Source organism: Stenotrophomonas sp. OVS01A, assembly GCF_019969775.1.
GTDB lineage: Bacteria > Pseudomonadota > Gammaproteobacteria > Xanthomonadales > Xanthomonadaceae > Stenotrophomonas > Stenotrophomonas indicatrix.
Genome location: NZ_JAHXYV010000001.1, coordinates 682,978 through 694,957 on the forward strand (window position 1 = coordinate 682,978; position 11,980 = coordinate 694,957).

Below are 11,980 nucleotides of genomic sequence, written 5' to 3' on the forward strand. Positions count from 1 at the left end.
CCCGGACCCGGCCCGGTTGCGCCGGGCTGCCCGGGCGCGGTGACGCCGGTGACAGGGTTTGCCCTATCATCTGCGTACTTCCCCATTCTTCGTCCGATGAGCCTGCCTGTTCCTGCCGGCATGCCGCCCTGCGCGGTGCGGCTGTCCCTGTTCGCGTCTGCTGCCGCCACCGGCATCCGCAGCTGGCCGCCGCCGCTGCGCTGATGGGCGGGCAGGGGGCGGGCAGGCGCCGGGCGGGGCGCCACGCGGAAAACATCGGTCGCCTGCTGCGGGTGGGTGTGCTGTGGCTGTTGCTGGCGATTGCCACGCCACTGGCCGCGCAGAGTGGTGCGCCGCCGTTGCGCGACTACGCCATCGACGTGTGGACCTCGCGCAATGGTCTGCCGCACAACTCGCTGCGCGACATCGCGCAGACCCCGGAAGGCCACCTGTGGTTCGCCACCTGGGAAGGCCTGGTGCGCTACAACGGCCTGGATTTCACCGTGTTCGACCGCAGCACCCGGCCGGGGCTGCGCGACAACGGCATCGGCGCGCTGCTGGTCGACCCGCAGGGCGGTCTGTGGATCAGCGATTCGCGCGGCAATGTCAGCCACCGCGGCAGCGACGGCCAGTGGCGGGTCTGGGAACATCAACCGGATACGCCGCAGGTGCTGATCCAGTCCATGCAGATGGACAGCCAAGGGCGCCTGTGGCTGTTGTACGAGGGCAAGGGCATTGGCTATCTGACCCCGGACAAGGGCATCGTCTACCAGCGCCCGCCGCCGGACCTGCCGCTGGCGATGAGTTTCACCAAGATGGCGGTCGATGCGCAGGACCGGGTCTGGATCGGCACCCTCGACGGCCTGGTGCTGCGCGACACCGCCGGCGTACTGCAGCGCGCGCCAGCAGCGTGGGGCGTGGACAAGGGCCTGTCGTGGCCCTATCGCGCACCCGATGGCACGCTGTGGATCGTCGCGGGCGAGCGCCTGTACCGGGTGGAGGATGATCGCCTGGTGCTGGTGCACCGGCTGCCTGGCCAGCTGCACTTGACCGCCATGCTGCAGGACCGCCATGGCGACCTGTGGCTGGGCACCGAGAACCAAGGGCTGCTGCGCATCTCGGCACATGGCCTGGAGCGCCTGCCAGCGGGCCTGAACCTGCCCGGCGGGCGCGTGGTCAGCCTGCGTGAAGACGCCGAGGGCAGCATCTGGGTGGGTGCCAATGGCGGTCTGTACCGCCTGCGCGAAACCCTGTTCAGCAGTTACACCGAACGCGACGGCCTCAGCGGCGACTACGTGCGCACGGTGCTCGAAGACCGGGACCGCCACCTGTGGGTGGGCAGCGCCAGCGGCCTGGACCTGCAGACCGCCGACGGTAGATTCCGTGCGATACCGCTGCACAACCGCGGTGGCAAGGCGCCTTCGGTGCTGAGCCTGGCGCAGGATGCCGGCGGCGATCTGTGGGTGGGCACCTTCGGCGACGGCATCTACCGCTTGCACGCCGATGGACGGCTTCGCCACAACTACGCGGCGGCCGATGGCCTGCCTGGCGGCAACATCCGTGCGATCAGCATCGCGCCTGACGGCGTGGTCTGGGCGGGGACGCAGAAGGGCGTGGTCCGCATCGAGGGTGACCAGGTAACCGTGCCCACCGTTCCTGGCATGCCGGGAGGCCTGACCACCGCGCTGGAACACGATCACCAGGGAAATCTGTGGATCGGCACCATTGAAGGCGTCCGCGTGCTGCGCGGTGACCAGGTGCAGTCGATCGACCTGGCGCCGCTGGGCGGTGGCCGCAGCGTGTTCGGCTTCCACCAGATCGGCGATGCGATGTGGATCAGCAGTGACCGTGGGCTGTACCGCTGGCAGGCGGGGACGCTGGCACGGGTGGGCCTGGAGCAGGGCATGCCGGTGGACGCGGTGTTCCAGCTGGTGCCCGACCGACTGGGCAACGTGTGGATCAGCAGCAACCGCGGAGTACTGCGCACCGACATGGCCACGCTCAACGCCGTGGCCGACGGACGCGCGCCGCGGGTCACGGTGGAGCGTTACAACGAGATCGACGGCATGGCCAATGCGCAGGCCAACGGCAGCTCCGGTCCCTCGGCGATCCTGCGCCAGGACGGCACGTTCTGGGTGGTGACCGCCGGCGGCTTGAGCACGGTCGATCCGCAGCGGCTGCAGCGTTTCCGTGAACGTCCCGCACCGCCTGCGGCAATCGAGAACGTACAGGTCGACGGTGCACCGGTGCACTGGGAAGGCCCCGAGCGCAACCTGATTCCCGGTGGGCGACGGCTTGCGGTGAGCTACGTGGGCCTGAGCTACCTGATGTCCGACCGCATCCGCTACCGCACACGGCTGGAGGGGCTGGACAACGGCTGGGTGGAACGTGGCCCGCAGCGCAGCGTGGAATTCGTCGGCCTGCCGCCGGGTGATTACACGCTGCACGTGGCCGCCGCGCACCCGGGTGGCAGTTGGGGGCATCAGGAAGCAGTGTGGAGCTTTACTGTCGAGCCGTTCTGGTGGCAGCGGCACAGCGTGCAGGCGCTGATCGGGCTGGTGCTGCTGTCCGCGCTGGTGGCGCTGTACCGCTTCCTGCTGCAGCAGTACAAGGCCAGCAACCTGCGCCTGGCACGGCGCGTGGACGAGGCCACCTTCGACCTGCAGGCGCAGACCGTGCACCTGCAGGCGCTGAACCAGGAGAAGACCGAGCTGGCCGAGCGCCTGGCGCGGCAGGCCGAGGCGTTCGAACGGCAGGCCCGCGAAGACGCGCTGACCCGGCTGGCCAACCGTCGTGGCTTCGACGAGGCGCTGGCCCGCGACTTCGCCCGCGCCCAGCGCAGCGGCCATCCGCTGTGCCTGGTGGTGCTGGACATCGACCACTTCAAGGACGTCAACGACCAGCACAGCCACAGCATCGGTGATGCGGTACTGGTGGAAGTGGCCCAGGTGATCGCCGCCGCCAGCCGTGATTCGGATCTGCCGGCACGCACCGGCGGCGAAGAATTCGCGCTGCTGCTCAATGACACCCGGCTGGAGGAGGCGGCGCAGCTGTGCGCGCGCCTGCGTGGCTTGTTCCATGACCACCCGGACTGGGCCGGCATCCCCGGCCTGCGGGTGACCTTCAGCGCCGGCCTGGTGGAACTGGACGGCGACGACCGCACCCCGGCACTGCTGTACCAGCGCGCCGACCGCGCGTTGTACCGTGCGAAGAGTGACGGCCGGGATCGCACGAGCATCGGTTGATCCAATGCAAAGCATCCACGCATGGCGTGGATCTACTGGCATTGCCGTACCAACAGTCGGCACCCATCGAGCGCAGCGACCCGCTGTTGCTCCCGCTTTTCTGATCTTTCCGTGGCGCCCGGGAAACTGTCAAAGGCCGGGCAGGGTGGGTTCGCGGGGGTATCTGCGCCATGGATGGCGCGGCTAAGCCCCCAAGGATGGTTTACGGCGTCCCCCGCGAATCCATCCTGCCCGGCCTCACCCGCAATGCCGATTCGCCACGAGGGGCTCCGCCGTTGGCTGCTTCACCGCGGCCAGGCGTTGGCGATCGTGCAGAACAACCGCGCCGTCTGCTCGGTGTCATACACCGCGCTGTGTGCCTCGTTGGCATCCCAGCCCAGCCCGGCCGCCGTGGCCGCGCGTGCCAGCACCGTCTGGCCATAGGCAATGCCCGCCAAGGTGACCGTGTCGAACACGCTGAAGGGGTGGAACGGGTTGCGCTTGTGCCCGGTACGGGCCACCGCGGCGTTGACGAAGCCGAGATCGAAATGCGCGTTGTGGCCGACCAGGATCGCGCGCTGGCAGCCGTACTTCTTCATCGCTGCACGCACCGGAGTGAAGACGTGGTCCAACGCCGCCTTCTCTTCCTTGGCCAGCCGGAACGGGTGGTCGAGGATGATGCCGGTCACTTCCAGCGACTTCGGGTCGATCTCCAGCCCCTCGGCCGGCACCACGTGGGCGCTGGCGGTCTGGCCGGGGTAGAGCAGGCCGTTCTCGTCCATCTCGATCGGCACGGCGGCGATTTCCAGCAGCGCGTTGCGCTGGCTGTCGAAGCCGCCGGTTTCAACATCCACCACCACCGGCAGGAAGCCGCGGAAGCGTTGTGACATCGCGCGCTGCGCCTGGGGTACGTCGGAAACAGGGAGGGCGGCAGGTGCGGAAGTGGGGTCGGTCATGTACGGATTCTAGCAGAGCGACCCTGAGCGCCCGGGATCGCGGTAGGTGCCAGCCTTGGTTGGTACCCTGCGCGCCGACCAAGGTCGGCATCTACCGTACCGCGCGACGTGCGCCGACCAGGGTCGGCATCTACCGGACCGCGCGACGTGCGCCGACCCTGAGTGCCCGGGATCCCGGTAGGTGCCAACCTTGGTTGGCACCCTGCGCGCCGACCAGGGTCGGCGTCTACCGGAGCACAGGCCGCGCCGTGGGGCCCGACGGATACCAGCGCGCCAGCACCGCATCCACGCTCAGGCGCCCAGCACCGGTGAACAGCAGCGGCAACAGCATCGCCATGAACAGCAGCGGCAGTTTGAAGTTGCCAAAGCCCTGATCGCTGATCGCATAGCCCATCGCCAGATCGCCCAGCGAGCTCCATTCGGCCGGCCAGTGCACCGCGTACGTTGCCACAGCCGTCAGCACCAGCAGGCTGGCGGCGGCAAAGCGGGTGCCGAAGCCCAACAGCAGGCACGCTGCGCCCACCAGTTCGAACCAGGTGGCCAATTGCCAGTTCAGCGCAGCGGGCAGCTGGTCGAACGGAAACGGGAAGGCATCCTGCAGATCGGCGAACCAGTTCTGCCCGTGCAGCTTCTCGCGCCCGGATTCGAAGAATTCCCAGGCAAGCAGCAGGCGCAGGCCAAGCGGGGCCAACCACGGGGCGAAACGGTCCAGCTGGCCGCGTGCGGCGGCCAGGGTCGGGGTCTTCATCGGTGTATCTCCTGGAAGGGGCGTCAGGGTGAAGCGGGGAGCGGACCGATCACGCCAGCACGCAGGAACTGCTGCAGCAGGTGCGCGCCAGGGGCGGCCAATGTCCCAGGATCGAGGTGGTGCAGGGCGGCCAGTTGCTGCAGCTGTTGTTGGCCGGTGGCCCCGGGGGACTCGCCGATCAGGGTCAGCAGATGCACCGCCAGGCTGGTCAGGGTGGCAAATCGCACCGCGCCATCGGCATCGCGCCGTACCAGCAGGCCGCTGGGCTCTGCCGGTGGTTGCGACGGTGCATCTTCGCTACCCAGCTGATGCACCGGCCAGCGGTACAGCAGTGGCCAGGCCAGCGGTGAGCGGCGCAGCGGCACCTGCAGCGGATCGATGTCGCCCGGTTCCGGCAGCGGATCGGCCTGCAGCTGGTACAGCGCGGTCTCCACCCACTCGTAGTGGGCCAGTTCGGCAAGCGCCGGATGCGGCAGCTCCGGTTGCACCTGCAGCCACTGCACGAACTCGGCAGCCAGTTCGGTGAACAACGGAGTGTGGCAATGGTGGCTGGCGAAATAGTGGCGCACCAGTGCACTCCAGTCCGGTTCGCCCAGCAGGCGCACGCAGATCGGGAAGCCATTGCTCAACAACCCCAGCAGATTGTTGAACAGCAGGCGTTCGTACACGGCCACCCGACGCGGGTCCATGCCGGGCGGCGCCGGTACCTGTGCCGGGTCGCGCAGGTGCGCGGTGAACGCGTGCTGCTGCGCACGCAGGCGTTCGGGGGCGTCAGCCATGGGCGGCTCCGGCATGCGCGGCCTGCAGGCGGTGGATGGTCTGCAGTTCGCCCCGCAGCTCGGCGTAGGGCGGGAAATTGAAGTCGCGTTCGAGCAGGGTGGGGCGTGGGCCGATGCGGGCGTAGGTGCGTGCCAGCAGGTCCCACACCGGGTCGATCACCGGGCTGCCGTGGGTGTCGATCTTCAGGTCCGGCGCCTCGTCCAGGTGCCCGGCCACGTGCAGGCAGACGATGCGTTGTGCGGGCAGGCCGGCGATGAAGGCATCGGCGTCGTAGCCATGGTTGCAGGCATTGACGTAGACGTTGTTGACGTCCAGCAGCAGATCGCAGTCGGCCTCGGCCAGCACGGCAGTGGTGAAGGCCAGTTCGTCCATCGTCGGGTCCGGCGCCAGGTAGTACGACACGTTTTCCACGGCGATGCGGCGGCCGAGAATGTCCTGTACCCGCGCGATGCGGGCAGCGGTGTGGCGTATCGCTTCATCGGTGAATGGAATCGGCAGCAGGTCGTACAGGTGGCCCTCGTCGCTGCAGTAGCTCAGGTGTTCGCTGTACAGCGGCACTTGATGCTGGTGCAGAAACGCAGCCACCTGCGCCAGCAGCTGGGTATCCAGGGGCGCACTGCCGCCCAGCGACAACGACAGGCCGTGGCAGCTCAGCGGATGGCGCGCCGCCAGTTCGGCCAACGCGTCACCTGCGGGACCACCGACACCGATCCAGTTCTCCGGCGCGCATTCGAGGAAATCGAAATCGCCGGCCGGTGCATCGCGCAGGTCCTGCAGCAGGGCACGGCGCAGGCCCAGGCCCACGGCCGCCGCAGGAAGCGGCGACCGCGGGTGGACGACGCCGGCGCGGACGTCAGTGCTTGCCACCGCACTTGCCTTCGCCGCACTTGCCTTCGGCCGACTTCTTGTCACCGCCGGTCTTGGCCTTGGTGTCCGCACCGGCCGCTGCCTTGCCCTTGTCGCCGCCGCACTTGCCTTCAGCACTCTTGCCGTCGGCGCCACACTTGCCTTCGGCATGCTTGGCCGCATCGGCGGATTTTGCATCGGTCGCCTTCGCATCGGTGGCCTTGGCCGCCTGGCCGGCCACCAGGTAGCCCTGGGCGAGGTCGGTCATGCTCAGGGCTGAGGCGGAGGCGGTCATGCCGAGGCCTGCGGCCAGGGCGGTGGCGGTCAGCAGGGACAGCGTCTTGTTGGAGGTGCTCATCGGTCGTGCTCCTGGGTGGTGGGCGGGTGCCCGTGGTGAAGCGATGGTGCAGCGATCCTACTCAACGAATCCTCGCCGGGAATTCAAATTTTCGTGAGAAGTATTGCAGCGCCAACAAAAAGGCCGCTGTCACGAGGACAGCGACCACCCTGGAGTCGAATCCGGTGTTGCAGTGCAGTATCAGATATCGCCCGCGCTGGAGGTCTCGTCGCGCTTCTGGCGCGGCGGCAGCGGCTGTTCGCCGTGCACCAGGAACCACACGTTCTCGGCGATGTTGGTGGCATGGTCGCCCACGCGCTCCAGGTTCTTGGCCATGAACAGCAGGTGGGTGCACGGGGTGATGTTGCGCGGGTCTTCCATCATGTAGGTCAGCAGCTCGCGGAACAGCGCGGTGTACTGCGCATCCAGGCGGGCGTCGTCCTCGCGCAGTTCCAGCGCGGCATCGGCGTCGTTGTCGCGGTAGGCGGCGATGGCGCGACGGACCTGCTGTGCGGCCAGGCGGCCGAGGGCGCGCAGGCCCTGGATCTGCGGCAGCGGCGGCACCTTGCCCAGCGCGATCGAGCGCTTGGCGACGTTGGCCGCGTAGTCGCCGATGCGTTCGATATCGGCCGGAATGCGCAGGCCGGCGAGGATCTCGCGCAGGTCGCGGGCCATCGGGCCACGCAGCGCCAGGCGCATCACGTCGTGGCTGATCTGCTGTTCCAGCGAATCGATCGCTTCGTCGTTGGCGATGATGCGATGGGCGGCGTTCTCATCGCGCTTCTCGATGACGTCCATCGACGCCTCCAGCTGGGCGACGGCCATCTCGCCCATGCGCACGATTTCGGCCACCAGGCGCTGCTGCTCTTCGTCGTAGCTTTTGACGATGTGGTCGTTGGGAAGGTTCATGTTCTGCAATCCAGGTAGAGCCAGGCGGGCCTGGCTGGGACAGGTGACGAAGCGTCAGCGCCGATCAGCCGAACCGGCCGGTGATGTAATCCTCGGTCTGCTGCTTGGACGGCTGCGAGAAGATCACTTCGGTGCGGTCGTGTTCGATCAGGTCGCCCAGGTACATGAAGGCGGTGTAATCGGACACGCGCGCGGCCTGCTGCATGTTGTGGGTGACGATCACGATGGTGTACTCGTGCTTGAGCTCTTCCACCAGCTGCTCGATGCGGCTGGTGGAAATCGGGTCCAGCGCCGAGGTCGGCTCGTCCAGCAGCAGCACCGACGGGCGCAGGGCCACGGCACGGGCGATGCACAGGCGCTGCTGCTGGCCACCGGACAGGCCCAGCGCGCTCTGGTTGAGCTTGTCCTTCACTTCGTCCCACAGCGCGCCCTGGCGCAGCGCGTGCTCGACACGGTCGGCCATGTCCGCCTTGGACAGCTTCTCGTGGTGGCGGATGCCGTAGGCCACGTTCTCGAAGATGGTCATCGGGAACGGCACCGGCTTCTGGAACACCATGCCGACCTTGCTGCGCAGGCGGTTCATCGGGTACTTCGGCGACAGGATGTTCTCGCCGTCGAGGATCACCTCACCGCGCGCTTCCAGCTTCGGGTACAGCGCGTAGATGCGGTTGAAGATGCGCAGCAGGGTCGACTTGCCGCAACCGGAGGGACCGATCAGCGCGGTCACGCGCTTTTCCGGGATCTCCAGGTTGATGCCCTTCAGGGCGTGGAACTTGTCGTAGTAGAAGTCCAGTCCACGCGCGGCGAGCTTGACCGGGGCCGGAGCGTGCAGGTTCTCGTGCGAGGCCGGCACGACGATGCGCTGCATCGGCACGGCGTTGGAAAGGTCGTTCATGGCGGTATCCACGGAAAGGTCAGTCATGGGAGATACGGTTGCGCAGCAGGATGCCGCGCGCAGAGAGGCTGACCAGCAGCACGAACACGGTCAGCACCAGCGCGCCGGCCCAGGCCAGCACCTGCCAGGATTCGTACGGGCTGCCGGCGAACTGGTTCATCACCACCGGCACCGAAGCCATCGGCTGGAACACGTTGCTGTTCCAGTACTGGTTGCCGAAGGCGGTGAACAGCAGCGGTGCGGTCTCGCCGGAAATGCGGGCCAGCGCCAGCAGGATGCCGGTGATGATGCCGGCCGAGGCACTGCGGTACAGCACCTGCACGATCACCTTCCACTGCGGAATGCCCAGCGAAAGCGCGGCTTCGCGCATCTGCGAAGGCACCAGGCGCAGCATCTCGTCGGTGGTACGCACCACCACCGGCAGCACGATGAAGGCTAGCGACAGTGCACCGGCGAAGGCGGAGAAGCTGCCGCCGGTCTGCATCACGTACAGGGTGTAGACGAACAGGCCCAGCACGATGGACGGGGCCGACAGCAGGATGTCGTTGACGAAGCGGACCACGGTGCCGGCCTTGCGGGCGTTGCCGTACTCGGCCAGCCAGGTGCCGGCCAGCACACCCAGCGGGGTGCCGATGCCGATCGCCAGCGCACACATCACCGCACTGCCGAAGAAGGCGTTGGCCAGGCCGCCTTCCTGCATCGGCGGCGGTGTCATCTTGGTGAACAGATCCAGGTTGATGCCGGCCAGGCCCTTGGAGGCCAGGGTGAACAGGATCCAGCCGAGGAAGAACAGGCCGAACAGCGCGGTGGCGCAGGACATCGCGATGGCGATGACATTGCCGATGCGGCGGCGCAGGTACAGGGAGTCAGCGGTGCTGGACATCAGTTGCCCTCCTTGCGGGACAGGCGCATCAGCATCAGGCGGGCGATGGCGAGCACCACGAAGGTGACGATGAAGAGGACGAAGCCGAGCAGCAGCAACGCCGAGCGGTAGGTTTCAGTGGCTTCGCCGAAGTCGTTGGCGATCAGTGCGGCGATGGTGGTGCCCGGTTCCAGCAGCGACGGCGACAGGCGCACGCTGTTGCCGATCACGAAGGCCACCGCCATCGTCTCGCCCAGTGCGCGGCCGAGGCCGAGGAACACGCCACCGATCACCGCCGAGCGGGTGTAGGGCAGCACGATGTCCCAGCTCACTTCCCACTTGGTGGAGCCCAGCGCGTAGGCCGATTCCTTCAGGCGGGTCGGCACGGTCAGGAACACTTCGCGCATCACCGAGGAGATGAACGGGATGACCATGATCGCCAGCACGAAGCCGGCGGTGAGCATGCCGATGCCCAGCGGCGGGCCCTGGAACACCGGGCCGATGATCGGCCATTCGCCCAGGGTTTCGTTGAGGAACGGGGTGACGTACTCGGTCATCACCGGCACCAGCACGAACAGGCCCCACATGCCGTAGATGATCGAGGGAATGCCCGCCAGCAGTTCGATGGCGGTGCCGACCGGACCACGCAGCCAGCGCGGTGCCACTTCGGTGAGGAAGAAGGCGATGCCGAAGCTGACCGGTACGGCGATGACCATCGCGATCAGCGCGGTGACCAGGGTGCCGTAGATCGGGGCGAGGGCGCCGAACTTGTTTTCGACCGGATTCCAGTCGGAGGAGAAGAAGAAGCTCAGGCCCTGCACCTGCAGGGCGTGGCGACCGCCCCACAGCATCGACAGTGCGGCGCAGGCCAGCGCGATCAGGACGAAGATGACGGTGCCGACCAGCACCCATCGGAACAGTTTGTCGTTGCGGGCATCACGCGTGTCACGCGTGGACGGGGCGGCTACAGGCTGGGCGATGGCATTCATGGGGACGGCAGGGCCAGGAAGGGGCGGGGCAGCACGATGTGCAGGAGACGGTGCCCGCACGTGGCGGGCACCGTCGGGTCCATCACTTCAGTTCGGTCGCCCAGTAGGCTTCGATCTGCTTGACCAGCTCGGCCGGCAGCGGCACGTAGTGCAGTTCGTTGGCCTGGGTCTGGCCGCTTTCGAAGGCCCACTTGAAGAAGGCCAGCGCATCCTGGTTGCGCTTGGCATCCTTCGGCTTCTTCTGCATCAGCATGAAGTTGGTGGCGGTGATCGGCCACGCCTGCTCGCCCGGGGCGTTGGTGATGACCAGGTTGAAGTCCTTGGCGCTGGCCCAGTCGGCGCTGGCGGCAGCGGCGGCGAAGGTTTCAGCGTTCGGCTGCACCCAGGTGCCGGCGGCGTTCTGCAGCGAGGTGTACGGCATCGCGTTCTGCAGGGCATAGGCCAGTTCGACGTAGCCGATCGAGCCCTTGATCTGCTTCACGTAGGAAGCAACGCCTTCATTGCCCTTGCCACCCACGCCGTCCGGCCACTGCACCGAGGTGCCTTCGCCGACCTTGCTCTTCCACTCCGGGCTGACCTTGGACAGGTAGTTGGAGAAGTTGAAGGTGGTGCCCGAACCATCCGAACGGTGGACGATGGTGATCTTGCCGTCCGGCAGGGTCACGCCCGGGTTGGCGGCGACGATGGCCGGGTCGTTCCAGGTCTTGACCTTGCCCAGGAAGATGTCGGCGAGCAGGGCGCCACTGAGGCGCAGCTTGCCGGCTTCCAGGCCGTCGATGTTGACCACCGGCACGACGCCGCCGATGGCCGACGGGAACTGGGCCAGGCCGGCCTGGGCCAGCTCGTCGCTGCTCAGCGGCTTGTCGGACGAACCGAAATCAACGGTGCCGGCCTTGATCTGGGCGATGCCACCACCGGAACCGATCGACTGGTAGTTGATCTTGGCGCCGGTGGCGGTGTTGTAGTCGGCCGACCACTTGGACACCAGCGGGAAGATGAAGGAGGCGCCGGCACCGGAGACCTCAGCGGTCACCTTGTCGCCGGCAGCGGCCGGAGCAGCGGCGCCGTCAGCGGCCGGCTGCTGTGCGGCCTGCTTGTCGCCACCGCAGGCAGACAGGCCCAGGGCGATGGCCAGGGAAAGGGCGGCAAGGCTGGCCGAGTGCAGTTTCATGGTCACTCCATAGCGGGGTAGAGCCGACGGTGTCGGCGGATGCGGCTATGAAATGATGTTTTTGTTACAGCCGTATGACGTCCATGACAGAGGTGTCCTGGATCACGTTCTGGCAAGGGTTTCGCGGGATTCACGGTTGGCTGCCGGGTCGGCTGACAGCCCCAACTGCGCTTCTGCGCGGTCCCCAGCGCGGCGGAGGTCCGGGTAACCGTTGCCCCCGCTCCTGCCTTCCATGACCCCACCGCGCCCCGATGAACCATCAGGCGGCGGTGGGCCGGGCTGCG

Annotated in this window: 11 protein-coding genes; 1 reads left to right on the forward strand and 10 read right to left on the reverse strand. The window is 67.4% G+C overall.

Annotation, left to right across the window (positions count from 1 at the left end):
* Positions 1-203: 203 nt before the first annotated feature.
* Positions 204-3,224, forward strand: coding sequence for a ligand-binding sensor domain-containing diguanylate cyclase (locus LC407_RS03190; protein WP_223482187.1), 3,021 nt, complete (start codon positions 204-206; stop codon positions 3,222-3,224).
* Positions 3,225-3,508: 284 nt separating this feature from the next.
* On the opposite strand, the gene rnt is transcribed toward LC407_RS03190, so the two are convergent.
* From rnt to pstS, 10 genes are all read right to left on the reverse strand, one after another.
* Positions 3,509-4,093 (reverse strand): ribonuclease T, encoded by a 585-nt coding sequence (gene rnt / locus LC407_RS03195; protein WP_032951815.1) that lies wholly within the window; start codon positions 4,091-4,093, stop codon positions 3,509-3,511.
* A 292-nt stretch (positions 4,094-4,385) separates the two neighbouring features.
* The gene (locus LC407_RS03200; protein WP_088100407.1) at positions 4,386-4,907 is read right to left on the reverse strand and encodes a DoxX family protein; all 522 of its coding nucleotides are present in this window, start codon (positions 4,905-4,907) and stop codon (positions 4,386-4,388) included.
* A gap of 23 nt (positions 4,908-4,930) precedes the next feature.
* Complete coding sequence (locus LC407_RS03205; RefSeq protein WP_223482188.1) at positions 4,931-5,686, reverse strand: putative DNA-binding domain-containing protein; 756 nt, start codon at positions 5,684-5,686, stop codon at positions 4,931-4,933.
* A complete protein-coding gene (locus tag LC407_RS03210; RefSeq protein ID WP_223482189.1) occupies positions 5,679-6,554 on the reverse strand; it encodes a DUF692 domain-containing protein in 876 nt (291 codons plus the stop codon). The genes LC407_RS03205 and LC407_RS03210 overlap by 8 nt, the downstream gene beginning before the upstream one ends.
* A complete protein-coding gene (locus LC407_RS03215) occupies positions 6,541-6,891 on the reverse strand; it encodes a hypothetical protein (protein WP_025875386.1) in 351 nt (116 codons plus the stop codon). Before LC407_RS03215 ends, LC407_RS03210 begins: the two co-directional genes overlap by 14 nt.
* A gap of 180 nt (positions 6,892-7,071) precedes the next feature.
* Positions 7,072-7,779 carry a phosphate signaling complex protein PhoU gene (gene phoU, locus LC407_RS03220; RefSeq protein ID WP_025875384.1) on the reverse strand — a complete coding sequence of 236 codons (708 nt, stop codon included), beginning with the start codon at positions 7,777-7,779 and terminating at the stop codon, positions 7,072-7,074.
* A gap of 64 nt (positions 7,780-7,843) precedes the next feature.
* Positions 7,844-8,674 (reverse strand): phosphate ABC transporter ATP-binding protein PstB, encoded by an 831-nt coding sequence (gene pstB, locus LC407_RS03225; RefSeq protein ID WP_025875381.1) that lies wholly within the window; start codon positions 8,672-8,674, stop codon positions 7,844-7,846.
* A 19-nt stretch (positions 8,675-8,693) separates the two neighbouring features.
* Positions 8,694-9,557 (reverse strand): phosphate ABC transporter permease PstA, encoded by an 864-nt coding sequence (gene pstA, locus LC407_RS03230; protein ID WP_032951813.1) that lies wholly within the window; start codon positions 9,555-9,557, stop codon positions 8,694-8,696.
* Positions 9,557-10,525 carry a phosphate ABC transporter permease subunit PstC gene (gene pstC / locus LC407_RS03235; protein WP_033830733.1) on the reverse strand — a complete coding sequence of 323 codons (969 nt, stop codon included), beginning with the start codon at positions 10,523-10,525 and terminating at the stop codon, positions 9,557-9,559. The genes pstA and pstC overlap by 1 nt, the downstream gene beginning before the upstream one ends.
* An 82-nt stretch (positions 10,526-10,607) precedes the next feature.
* Positions 10,608-11,696: a phosphate ABC transporter substrate-binding protein PstS gene (gene pstS / locus LC407_RS03240; RefSeq protein WP_025875376.1), complete on the reverse strand. Its 1,089-nt coding sequence runs from the start codon at positions 11,694-11,696 to the stop codon at positions 10,608-10,610.
* Between the last annotated feature and the right edge of the window lie 284 nt (positions 11,697-11,980).

Excerpts from the sequence above, each read along its gene's own strand:
- phoU (WP_025875384.1), bottom strand. The coding sequence starts at position 7,779 with ATGAACCTTCCCAACGACCACATCGTCAAAAGCTACGACGAAGAGCAG.
- rnt (WP_032951815.1), bottom strand. The coding sequence starts at position 4,093 with ATGTCACAACGCTTCCGCGGCTTCCTGCCGGTGGTGGTGGATGTTGAA.
- pstS (WP_025875376.1), bottom strand. The coding sequence starts at position 11,696 with ATGAAACTGCACTCGGCCAGCCTTGCCGCCCTTTCCCTGGCCATCGCC.
- pstC (WP_033830733.1), bottom strand. The coding sequence starts at position 10,525 with ATGAATGCCATCGCCCAGCCTGTAGCCGCCCCGTCCACGCGTGACACG.
- pstA (WP_032951813.1), bottom strand. The coding sequence starts at position 9,557 with ATGTCCAGCACCGCTGACTCCCTGTACCTGCGCCGCCGCATCGGCAAT.
- LC407_RS03190 (WP_223482187.1), top strand. The coding sequence starts at position 204 with ATGGGCGGGCAGGGGGCGGGCAGGCGCCGGGCGGGGCGCCACGCGGAA.
- LC407_RS03215 (WP_025875386.1), bottom strand. The coding sequence starts at position 6,891 with ATGAGCACCTCCAACAAGACGCTGTCCCTGCTGACCGCCACCGCCCTG.
- pstB (WP_025875381.1), bottom strand. The coding sequence starts at position 8,674 with ATGAACGACCTTTCCAACGCCGTGCCGATGCAGCGCATCGTCGTGCCG.
- LC407_RS03205 (WP_223482188.1), bottom strand. The coding sequence starts at position 5,686 with ATGGCTGACGCCCCCGAACGCCTGCGTGCGCAGCAGCACGCGTTCACC.
- LC407_RS03200 (WP_088100407.1), bottom strand. The coding sequence starts at position 4,907 with ATGAAGACCCCGACCCTGGCCGCCGCACGCGGCCAGCTGGACCGTTTC.